The organism is Streptomyces sp. NPDC033178, from assembly GCF_055577685.1.
Map to the genome: position 1 here is coordinate 415,774 of NZ_JBVIPT010000004.1, position 15,701 is coordinate 431,474.

A 15,701-nucleotide genomic window follows, 5' to 3' on the forward strand; every position below is an offset into this window, starting at 1 on the left:
CTCGGCCCTGGTCCCGGCCGGCCTTGGCCCTGGCCCTGGCTACTGCTACGGCCCCGGCTACGGTCCCGGCGTCGGCTCCAGGCCCGGCTCTGTTCTGCTCTTGTCTCCTGGCCAGGCCTCCGCCGCAGGCCCCTCCGTCCCGGGCGAGCCCGCCAGCCGCCACACCTCCCCCGCCTGCAGCGCCGCGTGCTCGGCGGGCGGGTACTCGCCGGTCAGCCCCGCGACCCGGGCCGGCTTGCCCCCGCGCTCGGCGAACAGGGCGACGGTGAGGGCGAGCCGCGGCGAGTACACGCTCTGCCACACCGTCCGCGCCCCCGGCCCGCTGCCCGCGCCCGCCGCATGGCTGGTCACCGGCAGGAACGCGGCCCCGACCCCCGTCGCGACGGGCTTGACCGCGGTGCCCGGAACGCCCCGACCGAGCGAACCGTGCATCAGCTCGGTGACCACCGCGGTCTCCTTCTCCCCCATCGCGGTACGCGTCTCCGGGCGCGCGGTGTGCACCGTACGGCCCCCGCGGCTGATCTTCGTGACCGTGTACGGCTTCGCGTACGTGCCCCCGGCGGCCACGGTCGCGTACGCGGAGTTCAGGCGCATCGGCGTCGGGGCGGCCTCCTTCGGCAGCCCGGTCAGCGGCTCGCCCAGCCGGATGCCCGCGTACGTGAACGGTTCGGTGGCCGTGCCCGCCTCGACCGCCCCGTCGACGGCGTCGTTGAACGGCTGGTGTGCGTAGTCCGCGCCGCCGTACAGCACACGGACCGCCCCGTCGCCGGGCACGGTCGCGACGACCGCGGTGTGCAGCCGCGCCCCCTTCGCGTCCGCGGGCGTACGGTCGCGGACCAGCTCCGCCGTCTCGTCCTGCAGACCGAGGTCGAAGGTGGTGTGCACCTTGTAGCCGCCGCGCGCCAGCTGGTCCTCGGTGATGCCGAGCCGGTCGGCGGCCTCGGCGGACGCCGCGTCGATCAGGTACTGACGCCCGCCGTCCGTGTCGCCCGGCGGATAGAAGCGGAACGCCGGGAAGCGGGCGGCCGTCCGCTCGCGGTCGCTGATCGCGCCCGAGTCCGCCATGGCGTCGAGCACCCATACCCAGCGGCGCTCCAGTGTCCCGGTCACCTTCGCGTCGGCGCCGGCCCGCTCGTAGTACGAGGGGAGGTTGACGATCGCCGCCAGCGCGGCGCCCTGGGAGACCGTCAAGTCCTTGGCGCCGACGCCGAAGTAGTTCCGGGCCGCCGATTCGACACCGGCCGCGCCGCGGCCGAAGTACACCGTGTTGAGGTAGCCCTCCAGGATGTCGTCCTTGGACCGCGTGCGGTCGAGCTTCACGGCGATCAGCGCCTCGCGCGCCTTGCGGCTCAGTGACTGCTCCGGGGTCAGCAGGGCGTTCTTCACGTACTGCTGCGTGATCGTGGAGCCGCCCTGCCGCTCGCCGCCGGTCACGGTCGCGATCGCCGCCCGCAGGATCGCGGTCGGGGCGACCCCCGAGTCCGTACGGAAGGAGCGGTTCTCCGCGGCGATCACGGCGTCCTGGACGTGCCGGGGCACCTGCTTGAGGGGGATGTCCTGGCGGTCGACAGGGCCGCGTCGGCCCAGGTACTCGCCCTCGGCGTCCACGAAGACCGTGCTCTGGCTGACCGTCTCCGGGTGCGGGTCGGGAATCCCGGTCATGCGGTACGCGACCACGAGCGCCGCGCAGGCCGTGAGGAACAGGACGAGGAGGGCCGCCAGGACACGCCGCAGACGGCGGGTGCGGGTGCGCCGGAGATAGGTCCGCAGGGTGTGGAGACGGGTGCGCAGGGTGTGCAGGGTCCGCGGGCGGGTGGTCATGTGGAGGTGCCCGTCTGTGCGAGGAGCTTGCCGGCGGAGTCGTAGGCCTTCACGGTGATCTCGCTCAACCGGCCCTTGGTGTCCGTGAGTTGGGTGTCGGCGTACCAGACGGACCAGCCGGGGCTGCCCGCCAGGGTGAGGATCCGGGCCGTGAACTTGCCCTCTGGAGTGGTGAGTTCGATGCGGGACGGTTCGCGGGAGACCTGGAGGACGCCGGAGTGGAAGGCGCGGGTCCCCGAGCCGGGTTCCGACTCCAGGGTGATGCCGGAGCCCGATCCCTTGCCGGCCGGCCGGAACTGGTTCGGCCCCTTCGGCGTCGACCAGTGCTTGCCGTCCTTGGTGAGCCAGACCTCGACACCGGGCGCGGCGGAGACCCGCTCGCCGGCGGTCACGACCCGAACCGCCGTCCTGGATACGGGAGTTGTGTCCCCGCCGCCGCCGGAGCCCGTGCCGCGCACGGCACCCAGGGCCAGCGGCACGAGCAGCAGGGCGCAGACGGTGGTCAGCGCGGCCGTCGTACGGCGGCGGCTCCGCCGACGGGTGCGGCCCGCCTCCTCGACGGCCGGGAGGACCGTGGGCGGGATGCCGGGGACCGGGACGGGACCGGGCACGGACCGGCCCCCGGGGCGCGGCGCCTCGCCGTACGCCGGGTGGGCGCGAAGAGCCTTCAGCGCCCGGCGGCCGTGCGACTTGACCGCACCCGGCGAGGAGTTGAGCAGCGCGGCGATCTCGCGATGGCCCAGACCGTCCCAGTGGTGCAGGACGGCGACGGCCCGGCGGCGGGGCGGGAGAGCAGCCAACACCTCGGTGAGCGGGTCGAGTTGATCGGCCGTGTACGACTCCGGGGCGCGCCGGGAGCCGATGAACGGCCGGGTCCGGCTCCGCAGAAAGCCCCGCACCAGAGCCCGCCGGACGTAGAACTCCGCGTCGTCGCGGGGAGTTCTCCGCCGCGCGTACACCTCCGCGAGCGCCGCTCTCGCGAGTCTCTCCGCGCGGGCGGAGTTCCCCGTGAGCAGACGGGCCGTACGCGTCAGCCGGGGCCAGTACTCCCCGGCGCGGGCGGTGAATTCGTCGTCCATGGTCAGTCGAGCGCGCTGTCCGCGCGCCACTCCCTCCGGCTCAGCCCTGCGTGGTGCTTGTGCTTCGATGTACGCGGCGTCCGTAACCTCCGTGCCCTCTGAGACGTCTGTGACGTACGGGACCTGTACGCACGGAGGAGGCAGCCGGGTTGCACGGGCATCCGAAGTCAGCGGCGAGGACGACTGCGACGAAAGCGGCAGGGGGTGGGGCGGGGGGTATGACCGAGGAGGAGTTCGACGGGTTCTACGCCGCGGCGTTCCCCCGGCTGACCGGGCAGCTCTACGCCTTCACCGGGGACCACGGCGAGGCGCAGGACGTCGTCCAGGAGGCGTTCGTCCGCGCCTGGGACCGGCGGCGGGAGTTCCTCGCCGACGGGGCGCCCGAGGCATGGGTCCGTACGGTCGCGATGCGGCTCGCGGTGAGCCGGTGGCGGCGGGCGCGGCGCTGGCTGGAACTGGTGCGCCGCAATCCGCCGCCCGAGCACACACCCGGTCCCGGGCCGGAACGGACCGCGCTCGTGGGGGCGTTGAAGGAACTGCCGGAAGCGCAGCGCATGGCTGTCGTTCTGCACCATCTGTGCGACTTGAGTGTCGAGCAGGTAGCCTCCGAGACCGGTGCGCCCGTGGGGACGGTCAAGGCCCGGCTGTCCCGTGGCCGGGCGGCGCTGGCGCGGCGGCTCGGCGAGGCCGACGAACTGGGTGAGAGGGAGGACGACCGTGTCCGATGAGCTCACGCCCGGCGCCACGCACGGGTTCGACAGCCCCGATACCCGCCCCGATACCGGCCCGGACACCGGTCCCGACGCCGGTTCCGGTGGTACCGAACTGGCCACCGCGCTGCGCGAGTTGGCCCATGACCACGAGACGCCCGTAGCGGTTCCCGGCACGGAGATCCGGCGTCGTGCGGGGCGTCGCCGGCGTCGGCGGCAGGTCTCGTTCGCCGCGGCCGGCGCCACGGCCGCCGGGGCCCTCGCCCTGGTCCTGACCGTGGCCCTCACGGGTGGGCGGGACGCCGGAACGACACCGCCCGCCGCGAGCTACACCGCGCGCACACCGCCGGCCACCGCCGAGGGCGAGGCCAGTCCGGTGGCCGTCGCCGCCAAGGTCGATCTCGGCCGGCGTGAGATGTCCGTCGAGGGGCGGACCCTGCCCATCTCCTCCGGGTCGCTCAAGACACCGACGCCGACCGGCATGATGACCGTCACCGCCAAGTACAGGGCGGCGACGGTGCCGGGGAACTCGGCGGGCTGGAACGGGTACGACGTCAAGGCGACCTGGGTGATGAGGCTGCGCGCCCCCGACGACCGTACGAACTACCTCCTCGCCCTCACCTGGGACGAGAATGCGCCCGGCAACTACGACCGCACCGGCGGTGTGATCGGCCTGCGGCGCGACGACGCGATGTGGCTGTACGAGGCGCTGAAGCCGGGATCGGTGGTGGAGGTGGTGGGGGCGGCCCCGGAGGAGACGACCGCAGGGACGGGTACGGGGGCCGTGGAGCCGACACCGACAGGGGTGGGCGCCTTGGAGGCGACCCCGACCGCGCGCGTCGGCACGCCCTGAGGCCAGCGGGCTTTTCCTGTTGCCGGTCGTATGCGGGGCAAGAACTGGCCCGCCCTTTACTGCGCATTAGTTGCAGGTGCGGTCGTCACGCGGTGAGGGTGGGGAGGCAGTTCCACCGGACGTAAGGCAAGGCGAACCCATGACCACCCTCTCCTCCTGGCGCGCCTCCCTGAACCGGGAGGAGTGGGTCCGGGTCGGCGGGATGGCCGCCTTCATCGTGGCGCTGCACGTCATCGGCTGGTTCACGCTCGTCGCGATCGTGGCGCCCGAGCACTACAGCATCGGCACGAAGTCCTTCGGGATCGGCATCGGCGTCACCGCGTACACGCTCGGCATGCGGCACGCCTTCGACGCGGACCACATCGCCGCGATCGACAACACCACCCGCAAGCTGATGGCCGAGGGGCAGCGGCCGCTGTCGGTCGGGTTCTGGTTCTCGCTCGGGCACTCCAGCGTCGTGTTCGCGCTCGCGTTCCTGCTGTCGCTGGGCGTGAAGGCGGTCGCCGGGCCGGTACGGGACGACGGCTCCGCCCTGCACAGTGTCACGGGGCTCATCGGCACGACGGTCTCCGGGGTCTTCCTGTACGTCATCGCCGCCGTCAACCTCGTCGTCCTCGCCGGGATCTGGAAGGTCTTCCGGCGGATGCGGCACGGGCACTTCGACGAGGCGGCGCTGGAGGACCAGCTGAACAACCGCGGGTTCATGAACAGGTTGCTGGGCCGCGTCATGAAGTCGATCACCAGGCCGTGGCAGATGTACCCGCTGGGACTGCTGTTCGGGCTCGGCTTCGACACCGCCACGGAGGTCGCACTGCTGGTGCTCGCCGGATCCGGGGCGGCCTCCGGACTGCCCTGGTACGCGATCCTGTGCCTGCCCGTGCTGTTCGCGGCGGGCATGTCACTGCTCGACACGATCGACGGGTCGTTCATGAACTTCGCGTACGGCTGGGCGTTCTCCAAGCCCGTACGGAAGGTCTACTACAACCTCACCGTCACGGGCCTGTCGGTCGCGGTCGCGCTCCTCATCGGGACCGTGGAACTCCTCGGGCTGCTCGCCGAACGGTTCTCCCTGCACGGCGTGTTCTGGGACAGGGTGGTCGGCATCGACCTGAACGTCGTCGGGTTCGCGATCGTGGGACTCTTCGTCGCCGTCTGGGCACTCGCGCTGGTGGTGTGGCGGGTCGGCCGCATCGAGGAGAAGTGGACGGCGGGGCTGCGCACGCCGAAGGAGCAGCCGGCCGAGTGAGGGGCCGGTCAGTGGGCGTGCGGCATGAGGCGGTCCACCATGCGACGGGCCGCTCCCGGGCGTGGTCCGGGGACCACCGGTGGCCGCTCCCAGTCGCACGGTGGTGAGGGACGGCGGGGCGGGACCGCGCCGTGCTCCTTCAGTGCGACGCTCACGAGGCCCAGCAGGAGCTGGACGTCGGCGTCGCAGTCGAGGAGCACGGTGATCCAGGAGGCGCCGGGGCGGACCCTGATCGCGCTGGCGTGCACGAGCTGGGGGAGCAGGCGCTCGACAGCCGTGCGGGTGAGGTAGAGGTCGGCGGAGTCGTCGGAGTGGAAGTGGACGATCTCGTGTCCCGCCGAAGCGAAGGCATGCCCAACGGTGCACCGGGGCGGGCCACTTACCAGGTTCGGCCAGGTCTCCAGGAGAGCCATGGCGCGATGGGCCGCGGTCATAACCCCATCCTCGCGCACGCTTCACCTGAAGGACCACCCCCAGCCACTTGCGACTACTCCCCCCGCACGGCCGGTCACCCGATGATCTGGGCCCGTGGCCGATTGAGCCAGGTCCGATGAGTTTCCGGACACGGGGCGGTCCTCACCGGAGAAGGTCCTGCGGACTGGACGTCACCGCGGGTGCGGACGTCGCCTTCGCCCGCGCCCTGCTGCGCTGCGGCACCCCGGAGGAACTGGCCGCCGCGCCCGGCACCCCCCTCCGCCTCACTCTCGGCCCGCGCGAGGAGAACGGCCGCTGGACCGTGGCGCACGAGCACCACTCGTTCCCGCTCGGGGACGAGCTGTCGCGCCGGGCGAGGACGGGCGGCACACCGTCCCGGTGCGCCCCGCCGCCGCGCGTCAGCGGCCGACTCGTCCAGAAAGCTGGTGGTATGGCTGCCTGGGTGCGTCGACGGGCGTACCGGCGTACGGGCACAGCGCGGCGGAGGTGGGTTGGTGGAGCGGCCTGGTGAGGAGGTGCCGGCACCGGTCGGGATGGTCGAGGAGGCCGTCGAGTCGATCGGGACCACCCTCGACGAGCGGACCACCTGCGCCGAACTGGTCGGTTTCCTGGGGCGGCACGGCTGCGAGGCCGTCGCCGTGGACCTGCTGGGCGAGGACGTGCCGGCGACGCGCCCCGCGAGCGATCCGGCGCTGACCCGGGTCGCGGCGGCGGGTCCGCGGGAGCTGCTGGCGGCCCACGACGGGGAGCCGTCCCTGACCGTGCGGGCCCTGGACGAGGGGCACCCGATCACCACGACGGACGACGTGTCGGGCGGAGTGTCCCGCCGCTCGATCTCGGTGCCGATGCTCGCGCACGGCCGCCTGTACGGGGTGCTCCTCGCGGTCCGCACCGGCCGCCCCTTCGCCGACCACGAGACCGCCGCGATGCACTACGCGGCCCGCCTCGCCGCCGTCCACATCGGACACGCCCGCCGCCACACCGCCGTCCACAGCACCGCGATGAAGCTCCAGCGCGCCCTCCTCGCCGAGCCCGGCCGCCCGCATCCGAACCTCGACCTCGCCACCCGCTATCTGCCCGTCGGCGGCGGCACCCTCGTCGGCGGCGACTGGTTCGAGACCGTACGGCTGCACTACGGCCGCACCCTGCTGGTCATGGGCGACGTCATGGGGCACGGCCTGGACGCCGCGGTCGACATGAACGCGTACCGCTCGATGCTCCGGTACGTCGCCTCCGCCGATCTGCCCCCGCACCGCGTGCTGCGGCAACTCGACGCCGCCGTCTCCGAGGACGGCACGCGCCGGCCGGCCACCTGTCTGCTCGCCCGTATCGACCCGGCCCGCGGGACGGCCGCGCTCGCCAGCGCGGGCCATCTGCCTCCGGCCGTGTTCGCGGGCGACGGCACCGGAACCCTGATCGACGTGCCCGTGGGACCCCCGCTCGGCACCGGCGTCGGCGGCTACGAGCTCGGCACCCACGAACTCGCCCCGGACGAGACCCTGTTGATGTTCACGGACGGCCTGGTCGAGCGGCGCGAGGAGGACATCGACGCCTCCCTGGCCCGGCTGGCCGCCCTGCGGCTGCGCCCGGAGGCCGACATTCAATCCTTCCTGGAACAGGTCCTCGACCGCCTCGACGCCCACCGTGCCCAGGACGACGTCGCGATCCTGGCCGCGCGGATCCGCCCCGGGCGAGCACGACAGCGCCCCGAGCCGGACCACTGAGAAAAGATTCGTCCGACCTGCAACCTCGGTGCCGTCGGAACGTCTGTCCGGGTGGAGGCGCCTCCGAGCCAAGGCCTTCGCCACGGGAAACCATCCGTGGCGCTCGCCGCGACAGACCAGTCACCATCGACGATTCGAGGAATCACATGTCCGCAGGTCAGACTGCCCGACGCAGCCTCCGTCCGGCCCGGGTGCGGCTCGTCCTGGGAGCCACCGCCGCCGCCGTGGTGCTCGCCCTCGGTGGCACCTTCACCGCCCACGCCGACAACAACTCCGCGCCCGCCCCCGAGGTGTCGGTCGAAAAGGTGCGTACCACCGACGTGTGCGCGGAGCCGGACCCGGTCGACGCGGTGCCGGGCGGCAGCGACGCCACCCCCGACCGCGGTGCCAAGGACGCCCAGGTCGACTACGAGTTCGTCGACGGGGGTCCCATCGACGCGCTGCCCGGCGACGGTGACGTGTGCACCGAGCCGGACCCGGGCGACGACCCGGTCGAGGCGGTGCCCGGCGGGAACGACAGCACCCCGGCCCGCGGCGCCAAGGACGTCCGGGTCGACCTCGAAGTCGCTCCCGCCAAGCGGTGACGGACGAGAAACGGGCGGCCCAGCGCCGCTGACCGGTTCCTGGCCGCCTCGGCCCGGGCCGAGGCGGAGCTGCCGGGTCCCTGCCCGGCGGCTCCGCCGTCCCTCCGGCGCTTCGGAGCGGAGGGAGTGAGAAGAACCATCATTTCCGGGAGATCCATGAAGGCAGCGACGATCCTGGCCGCCCCGGCCCAGACCGACGGTGTGCCGGCAGGCGGGTACAGACCCGTGCGTTTCCCGGCCCGTGCCTGGGCGGACGCGCTGCACCGGGCATGGCGCCTGGTGCGCGGAGGTCGTGGAGTGTCGCAACGGCGCGAGGAGTTCCCGGCGGGCCGGCCGCCGTCGGCCCCGGGCTCACCCGCCGTCCGCGCGGACCTCGACGGGCCCGACCTCGACATGCCGGGCACTGATCGGCCCGGCATCGACGAGCTGTACTCCCACCGCCGCCTGGACCTGGTCCGGCTGGCCCTGCTCCTGGTGGACGACCTGCCCACGGCGGAGGACGTCGTGCAGGACGTCTTCGCGGCGCTCTGCCGCCGCCACGGCGAGCGGCCGGCCGGCCTGGACAACCCCGACGCCTATCTGCGTACGAGCGTGGTCAACACCTCGCGCTCGGTCCTGCGCCGCCGCCGCACGGTACGGGCCCACGTCCCCGAACGACAGGGACACGCCCCGTCGGCCGAGGAACCCGTGCTGCTGCGCGAGGAGCACGGAGAAGTGATCGCCGCCCTTCACCGGCTGACCCGGCGGCAGCGTGAGGTGCTGGTCCTGCGTTACTGGTCCCACCTCAGCGAGGCCCAGATCGCCGATACCCTCGGCCTGTCCCGCGGGGCGGTCAAGTCCACCGCCAGCCGCGCGCTGGCTGCCCTGCGCCGACAGCTGGAGGACCCCCGATGAAGCCCGGCGTGATCCCGGAGGCGTTCCGATGATCGAAGAGGACCCCGGTCCCGGCCTCCACCCGGATCCCCTCGAACAGCGGCTGCAGGACGCCCTGCGGGCCCAGGCCGACTCCGTCGACCGGTCCGTTCTGCGGCCCGCCGAACCGCCGTCCCGGCACGTCCGGTTCCGGCTGCCCGCCGTACGCCCCGTCCACCGCTCCGTCCTGGCGCTGTTCGTGCTGGCCGCCGTGGTGGCCGGCCTCCTGTTCGTGGCGGCGCGCTGGGAACGGGAGACACCGGTCAGGCCCGCGAACGTCCCGTCGGTGTCGCCCACCCCCGACCCCACTGACGCGGTGCCCTATTTTCCCGAGGACGACGGGGTCGACGCGGTGCCCAATCCCTGACCGCCACCGAGGCCGGGGAGGGCGGCGGTCGCGGCCCTCCCCGCGCCGCCGCGGTGTCACTCCGCCGCGAACCGGAACAGGTTGAAGCGGTACGCCTCGATGTCCCGGCGGCGGATCGTGGCCATGACCCGGAGCAGGACGCGGTAGGGGAAGGAGAGCCGGTGCGCGACCGGGGCCGGCAGTCGGGCCAGCGTGCAGGAGTCCGTCAGGCTGAGACCGGGCTGCCAGTGTTCGAGGACGCCGGGGTCGTCGCAGCTCCAGCGCATCGGAGTTCTGCGGTCGTACGGAGTCCTGCGGGGTACTGCGAAGTACTGCGGGGTGTTGCGCGTACTTACGTGTCCAGCCGCTTCGACTTCTTCACCGCCGCCGCGAGCTGTTCGATCACCGGGGCGAAGCCGGCGTAGCTGAACCGCTCCTCCATCGACCACGGCGTGGTCTGCCCGGCCTTCACTGCGGGCAGTTGCCGCCAGGTGGGCTTCTTGGCCAGGTCCTTGGGCGGGAGGGCGGTGGAGCGGTTGTCGACCATGATGAGGTCGGCGTGGTGCCTGTCGGCGTTCTCCCAGCTGAGGAACTCCCAGAAGCCCCACTCGTCGGACTTCTTCCCCTCGACGAACTCCACCCCCAGGTCCTTGAAGTAGTTGAGATCGCTGTACGAGTCGGGGACGGCCACGTACATCTGGTCGGCGTCCCCTGTCATCGCCATGACCTTCAGCCCGCCGCTGGCCCCGGCGGCCCTGCGGAGGGTCTCGGACGCCTGGTCGAAACGGGCCTTCGCGGCGGTGACCTTCTCGGCGCCCAGGTCCGCACCGAGGGACTCGGCGAGTTCGGCGGTCCGGCGCAGGGGGTTGAGGAGCGAGGTCCGGGCGATGCTGATGCCGACGGAGGGCGCGAGGGCCTCGATCTTCTTGCGGCTCTCCTCGGGGACGTACCAGAGGTCGGGCGCCGGGAACATGTTGCTGATCAGCAGGTCGGGTTCGAGGGCCGCGTACTTCTCGACGTTGAACTGGCCCCATGCCGTGCCGAGGCTGGTCAGTTTCGACACGTCCAGGTCGCCGGCCTGGGGATTGGGCTTTCCGTCGATCGGTTCGGTGGGGCCGAAGACGCCCTTGCACTCGATGCCGTAGTCGTGGAGCGCCGCGGCCGTGCTCACGAAGGCGACGAGCGTCTTCGGCTCGCTGTCCGTCCTGACCGTCCGCCCGCGGTCGTCCCTGAAGGACCAGGGGCCGCCGCCGGCCGAGCCGTCCGCGCCGTTCCCGGCCGACCGTGCGGACTCGTCGCCGTCGTCGGAGCCGTCACCGCAGGCGGCGAGCAGGGGGCCGAGGGCGAGGGCGCCGCCGGCCGCGAGCAGGCGCCGACGGGAGACACGGTTCGGGACGGAGGCCGACTTCATTAGGGAAGGCTAACCTAACTCTCACGCGCTCGACAGCCCCTGTGTCCACCACGGCGGCGACCTTCGCGGGGCGCCCCGGTCTCACCGCGTCAGCAGGTCCCGTACGGCCTTGACCACCTCGTCGGGAGCCTCCTCCGCCATGAAGTGGCCGCAGGAGACGGTCGTATGACGCAGGTCGGGTGCCCACGCGGACCACAGCCCGGCGGCGTCGAAGCCGAGGGCGGTGCCCCAGTCCTGCTGGAGGACGGTCACCGGCATCCGCAGCCGGCGGTCGGCCTCGCGGTCGGCCCGGTCGTGCGTGACGTCGATGCCGGCGGAGGCGCGGTAGTCGGCGACGATGGAGGGGACGGCCGCGCGGGACGCCGCCAGGTAGGCGGCGCGGATCTCGGGCGGCACGGCCGCCGGGTCGCGCGTCCAGACGTCGAGGAAGTGGCCGAAGAAGGCGTCGGCGCTCGCCTCGATCAACTGCTCGGGCAGGCCGGGCGGTTGGGCCATGAGATAGAGGTGGAAGCCGACCGCGGCCGACGTTCCGCGCATCACCTCCCACATGTCCAGCGTCGGCAGGACGTCCAGCGAGGCGAGGTGGGTGACCTTGTCCGGGTGGTCGAGACCGGCCCGGATCGCCACGAGAGCGCCACGGTCGTGGCCGACCAGCGCGAACCGTTCGTGCCCCAGCGCCTTGGCCAGCGCGATCACGTCGGCGGCCATCGTGCGCTTCGAGTACGCCGTTCCGTCGGCGTCGGCGGGCTTGTCGCTGGCTCCGTAGCCGCGCAGGTCCGGGCAGATGACGGTGTGCTCGGCCGCGAGTTCGGGCGCCACGTGGCGCCACATCAGATGGGTTTGTGGGAAGCCGTGCAGGAGGACTACGGGGGTGCCGGTACCGCCGACGGCGGTGTTGAGGGTGACGTCGTCGGTGACGGGGATGCGGTGTTCGGCGAAGCCGGGGATTGCCGGGGGCGTGGAGGACATGGGGGCCTTTCGGGGGGTGTGTGTTGCCTGCGGGTGGGTCGGGGTTGGTCGCGCAGTTCCCCGCGCCCCTGGGTGGGTGGGGGTCGGCGTGGTGTGTTGGGTGCGGGTTGGTTCGGGCTGAGCGCGCAGTTCCCCGCGCCCCTGAAGGGCGCGGCGGAGCCGCGTGGCTCACCGGCCCTCCGCGTGCCTGAAGGGCGTGGCCGCGCGTTCCTAAAGGGCGCGGCGGAGTTGCGTGTTTCGCAGTCCCGCGTGCCTGGAGGTTGCGGCCGAGTCGCGTGTTTCGCAGTCCCGCGCCCCTGGGTGGTGGGCGTCGGACTCTTTGAGCCTGGGGGGTGTGAATCAGCGGGCGGTCAGCGGGCGGGTGGTGTGGGTGGGGCGGCGTACCGTGGCCTGGGGATTGCTGGAGAGGAGAGGTCGGCGTTCGGGATGGTGCGGGTTGTGTTCGGGGTGCTCGGGCCGACGGTCGCCGCCGTCGACACCGCGGACGGGGACGCGCTCGCGTTGAAGGGGCCGCGGCACCGGGCCGTGCTGGCCCGGCTGATCGTGGCCCGCCGCCGGGTCGTACCCGTCGCCCGGCTGGTCGAGGACCTGTGGGCCGATCCGCCGCCCGGCGCCGTGGGAGCCGTCCAGACGTTCGTGGCCGCGCTGCGCCGCGTACTGGAGCCGGAGCGTCCGCCGCGGGCCCCGGCCCGGCTGCTGGTCACCGACGGGCCCGGATACGCGCTGCGGACCGAGCCGGACACGGTGGACGCGTGGCGCTTCGAGACGGCCCTCGCCACCGCGGCCGGCCTGCCCGCCCCGCAGGCCCTCTCCACCCTGGAGGAGGCCCTCGGACGGTGGCGGGGCCCCGCCTACGCCGAGTTCGCCGACGAGGACTGGTCCCGCGGCGAACGCGCCCGCCTCGCCGAACTCCGCCTCCAGGCCGTGGAACGGCGCGCCGAGGTCCAACTCGCCCTCGGCCGCCCCGCCGACGCGGTCCCCGACCTCGACGCCCACCTCACCGACCACCCCTGGCGCGAGGACGCCTGGCGCCTGCTGGCCCTGGCCCTCTACCGCCAACACCGCCAGGGCGACGCCCTCGCCGTACTCCGCCGAGCCCGAGAAGTCCTGGTCGGCCAACTGGGAGTGGATCCGGGCCAAGGCCTCCGCCACCTGGAATCGGACATCCTCACCCAGGATCCGGCGCTGGACCTACGACCCGGCGCGGCCGTGACCGGCGCGGCTCCACCGCCTGACTCCGCCCGGCTCCTCCCACCCGGGGCCGCGGGGAACGTCGCACTCAGCCCTGACACACCCGCACCCGACACCCCACGCCCACCCCTCCCACCCAGGGGCGCGAGGAACCGCGCACTCAGCCCCGACACACCCGCACCCGACACCCCACCCACAACAACAGCCGACCTATGGACAAGAGCCGCCAAGGCCTACGACCGCACAGTCGCCGGAGGCGCCCGCGCCCGCCTCGAATCCACCGTCGGCCTCATCCGGAACCTCGCGGTCACAGGCGGCGACGGCCTGGCGGAAGCCCGTCGGCACCGCACGGCCGCGGTCACCGCGGCCGAGGAGTTCGCGGACCCCGAACTGACGGCCCGCGTCATCGGCGCGTACGACGTCCCGGCGATCTGGACCCGCGCCGACGACCCGGCGGCGGCCGAGCACATCGTGGCCGTGGCGGAACGCACGCTCACCGCGCTGCCGGCCGGCCCGCACGACACGGCCCGCTGCCGCCTGCTCGCCACCGTCGCACTGGAGACCCGCGGAGCGGCCGGTCCGCGCGGCCCCGAGGCCGCCCGCGAGGCCGAGGCGCTCGCCCGCCGCCTCGACGACCCCGCGCTGCTGGCCTTCGCCCTCAACGGCACGTTCATGCAGTCCTTCACCCGGGCGGGCCTCGCCCCACGACGGGACGCGATCGGCGCGGAACTCGTCGAACTGGCCGCGCGCCACGGCCTGGTGACCTACGAGGTCCTCGGCCACCTCGTCCGCCTCCAGGCCCGCGCAGCCCTCGCCGACCTCGCCGCCGCGGACACCCACGCGGCCGCCGCGGACCGCCTCGCCGAACGCCACGAACTGCCGCTGGTGGGGGTCTTCACCGAGTGGTACGGAGCTCTGCGGCTCAGCGCGACCGGACAGCCGGCCCGGGCCGAGACCGCCTACCGGACCGCCGCCGCCCGCCTCGACGGCGCCGGCATGCCCGGCCTGGAACGCGGCCTCCTCCCGCTCGCGCTCCTCTGCCTGCGCCTGGCCCACGGGCTCCCACCGGACCCCGACCCGCGGGCGGACTGGGGCCCGCACCGCCCCTGGGCCGAGCCGTTCATCCTGATCGCCGAGGGCCGTCACACCGAGGCCCGTACCGCCCTGCGCGCCCTCCCGGAGCCTCCGCACGACCTCCTGTACGAGGCCTACTGCGCCCTGGAGGCCGAAGCCGCACTCCGCCTCGACGACCGGACCGTACGGGAACGCGCCCGCACCCGCCTGCGCCCGGCCGCCGCCGAACTGGCGGGCGCGGGCAGCGGACTGCTCACCCTGGGGCCGGTCGAGCGATACCTCGCCGACTGACCGGGCCGACCGGCATCGACGGGCCCTGAGCACGCGAGCATGCCCGAAGGCTCAGCCCTCCTCGTTCGCCGGCCACGCCGCCTCCTCGTTCGCAGGCCGGGCCGCCGGCTTCTTCCCGGCGAGTACGTCCTGGAGGCGCTGCGTGCCGAGCTGGGCGGCCTGCCGGGTGGAGTTGGCGTCGACGCCGTCGAGGCCGCCGTTGGTGAGGGAGAGGGCACTGTCGCCGACCCGTACGGCGGCGAAGTCCAGGGTGAGCACGGCGGGCGAGCCGCCCGACTCGCCGTACACCCTCACGCGCAGGTTCTCGCGGGCCTCGCCCACACCGGGCAGGGGCGTGGCGGTGACCTGGACCGTCAGCTCCCCGCCCCTGACGTCCGCGGCCGTGAACTGGCCGCACTTGCCCGGCACGGCCTTCAGCCAGGCCAGCGACGCGTCCAGCGCCGCCCGGTCGTACGCCCCGACCTGGTAGCGCACCTGCGCCCCGTCGTCGGTGTCGTCCAGGCCCCTGACCGCGCGGGCCCCGGCCGGTTCGCCCAGCAGGACCTCCGCGTACAGGCCGTCGAGCAGCCGCTGGCAGTCGGGGATGTCCGTCTTGCCCTTGAGCAGCGCGTCCCGCCAGGTCGCCCCGCCCTGGGTCGGCTTCCAGTCCTCGCCCAGGTCCTTGCCAGTGATCAGCGCCGACTTCACCTGCGCCTCGGTCAGCGTGGGGGCGACCGTGACCGACGGGGACGGCGACGGGGCCTGCCCGGCCACGGGCGACGCGGAGACCGCCGCGTCGCCCTTCGGCGCCGCCCCGGAACCGGCGCCGTCACCGGCCGAGCACCCGGCCGTCGTCAGCAGCGCGGCCGCCGCCATGGCCGGGACTAGAGCGAGGACCGTACGACGACGGGAGAGGCGGAGCGGGCGCGGTGGGGCGGGCGGGCCGGGCGGACGGGTCATCGCGGAATGCCTCCTACGGCTCCTGCGGGCGGGGGATCTCCACCTCACCGCACCACCCGCCGGCAGGGCCCACCAGCGCACCGGTCCGACCGGGTGAGGCGGTCCGCCCGTTCGAG

15 protein-coding genes and 1 pseudogene are annotated in these 15,701 nt (G+C 73.5%); 9 read left to right on the forward strand and 7 right to left on the reverse strand.

What is annotated here, in order from left to right; genetic code table 11:
- Positions 1-57: 57 nt before the first annotated feature.
- Entirely contained in the window at positions 58-1,821 is a 1,764-nt protein-coding gene (locus ACZ5VQ_RS12590) for a transglycosylase domain-containing protein (protein WP_469104853.1), read from the reverse strand.
- Positions 1,818-2,900 (reverse strand): sigma factor-like helix-turn-helix DNA-binding protein, encoded by a 1,083-nt coding sequence (locus tag ACZ5VQ_RS12595; protein ID WP_469104854.1) that lies wholly within the window; start codon positions 2,898-2,900, stop codon positions 1,818-1,820. The genes ACZ5VQ_RS12590 and ACZ5VQ_RS12595 overlap by 4 nt, the downstream gene beginning before the upstream one ends.
- A 218-nt stretch (positions 2,901-3,118) precedes the next feature.
- On the opposite strand from ACZ5VQ_RS12595, the gene ACZ5VQ_RS12600 reads away from it, so the two are divergent.
- The 3 genes from ACZ5VQ_RS12600 to nicT all read left to right on the forward strand — a co-directional run bounded on the left by ACZ5VQ_RS12600 (position 3,119) and on the right by nicT (position 5,709).
- Positions 3,119-3,628 carry a SigE family RNA polymerase sigma factor gene (locus tag ACZ5VQ_RS12600; RefSeq protein WP_362071568.1) on the forward strand — a complete coding sequence of 170 codons (510 nt, stop codon included), beginning with the start codon at positions 3,119-3,121 and terminating at the stop codon, positions 3,626-3,628.
- Positions 3,618-4,463, forward strand: coding sequence for a L,D-transpeptidase (locus ACZ5VQ_RS12605; protein WP_469104855.1), 846 nt, complete (start codon positions 3,618-3,620; stop codon positions 4,461-4,463). The genes ACZ5VQ_RS12600 and ACZ5VQ_RS12605 overlap by 11 nt, the downstream gene beginning before the upstream one ends.
- 139 nt (positions 4,464-4,602) lie before the next feature.
- Positions 4,603-5,709 carry a Nickel transporter NicT gene (nicT, locus tag ACZ5VQ_RS12610; RefSeq protein ID WP_469104856.1) on the forward strand — a complete coding sequence of 369 codons (1,107 nt, stop codon included), beginning with the start codon at positions 4,603-4,605 and terminating at the stop codon, positions 5,707-5,709.
- 8 nt (positions 5,710-5,717) lie between these two features.
- On the opposite strand, the gene ACZ5VQ_RS12615 is transcribed toward nicT, so the two are convergent.
- The gene (locus ACZ5VQ_RS12615; RefSeq protein ID WP_469104857.1) at positions 5,718-6,143 is read right to left on the reverse strand and encodes a luciferase domain-containing protein; all 426 of its coding nucleotides are present in this window, start codon (positions 6,141-6,143) and stop codon (positions 5,718-5,720) included.
- A gap of 164 nt (positions 6,144-6,307) precedes the next feature.
- On the opposite strand from ACZ5VQ_RS12615, the pseudogene ACZ5VQ_RS12620 reads away from it, so the two are divergent.
- The 5 genes and pseudogenes from ACZ5VQ_RS12620 to ACZ5VQ_RS12640 all read left to right on the forward strand — a co-directional run.
- Positions 6,308-6,472: pseudogene (locus ACZ5VQ_RS12620) on the forward strand (nuclear transport factor 2 family protein); the annotation flags it as partial.
- A gap of 205 nt (positions 6,473-6,677) precedes the next feature.
- Complete coding sequence (locus ACZ5VQ_RS12625) at positions 6,678-7,868, forward strand: PP2C family protein-serine/threonine phosphatase (RefSeq protein WP_469105018.1); 1,191 nt, start codon at positions 6,678-6,680, stop codon at positions 7,866-7,868.
- Positions 7,869-8,014: 146 nt separating this feature from the next.
- Complete coding sequence (locus ACZ5VQ_RS12630) at positions 8,015-8,452, forward strand: hypothetical protein (RefSeq protein WP_469104858.1); 438 nt, start codon at positions 8,015-8,017, stop codon at positions 8,450-8,452.
- A gap of 156 nt (positions 8,453-8,608) precedes the next feature.
- Positions 8,609-9,346: a sigma-70 family RNA polymerase sigma factor gene (locus ACZ5VQ_RS12635; RefSeq protein ID WP_362071580.1), complete on the forward strand. Its 738-nt coding sequence runs from the start codon at positions 8,609-8,611 to the stop codon at positions 9,344-9,346.
- A gap of 28 nt (positions 9,347-9,374) precedes the next feature.
- Complete coding sequence (locus ACZ5VQ_RS12640; protein WP_469104859.1) at positions 9,375-9,731, forward strand: hypothetical protein; 357 nt, start codon at positions 9,375-9,377, stop codon at positions 9,729-9,731.
- 56 nt (positions 9,732-9,787) lie between these two features.
- Here ACZ5VQ_RS12640 and ACZ5VQ_RS12645 read toward each other — a convergent pair whose 3' ends face one another.
- The 3 genes from ACZ5VQ_RS12645 to ACZ5VQ_RS12655 all read right to left on the reverse strand — a co-directional run bounded on the left by ACZ5VQ_RS12645 (position 9,788) and on the right by ACZ5VQ_RS12655 (position 12,090).
- On the reverse strand, positions 9,788-9,997 hold the full coding sequence (locus tag ACZ5VQ_RS12645; RefSeq protein WP_469104860.1) for a hypothetical protein: 210 nt from the start codon (positions 9,995-9,997) through the stop codon (positions 9,788-9,790).
- A gap of 65 nt (positions 9,998-10,062) precedes the next feature.
- Positions 10,063-11,121 (reverse strand): ABC transporter substrate-binding protein, encoded by a 1,059-nt coding sequence (locus tag ACZ5VQ_RS12650; protein ID WP_469104861.1) that lies wholly within the window; start codon positions 11,119-11,121, stop codon positions 10,063-10,065.
- An 81-nt stretch (positions 11,122-11,202) separates the two neighbouring features.
- Positions 11,203-12,090, reverse strand: coding sequence for an alpha/beta fold hydrolase (locus ACZ5VQ_RS12655; RefSeq protein ID WP_469104862.1), 888 nt, complete (start codon positions 12,088-12,090; stop codon positions 11,203-11,205).
- A 426-nt stretch (positions 12,091-12,516) separates the two neighbouring features.
- Between ACZ5VQ_RS12655 and ACZ5VQ_RS12660 the strand changes: the two genes are divergently transcribed.
- Entirely contained in the window at positions 12,517-14,646 is a 2,130-nt protein-coding gene (locus ACZ5VQ_RS12660; RefSeq protein WP_469104863.1) for a BTAD domain-containing putative transcriptional regulator, read from the forward strand.
- Between the two features lie 51 nt (positions 14,647-14,697).
- Here the strand turns inward: ACZ5VQ_RS12660 and ACZ5VQ_RS12665 are convergent, their stop codons facing one another.
- Positions 14,698-15,585, reverse strand: a complete 888-nt coding sequence (locus tag ACZ5VQ_RS12665; RefSeq protein ID WP_469104864.1) for a hypothetical protein — start codon at positions 15,583-15,585, stop codon at positions 14,698-14,700.
- Between the last annotated feature and the right edge of the window lie 116 nt (positions 15,586-15,701).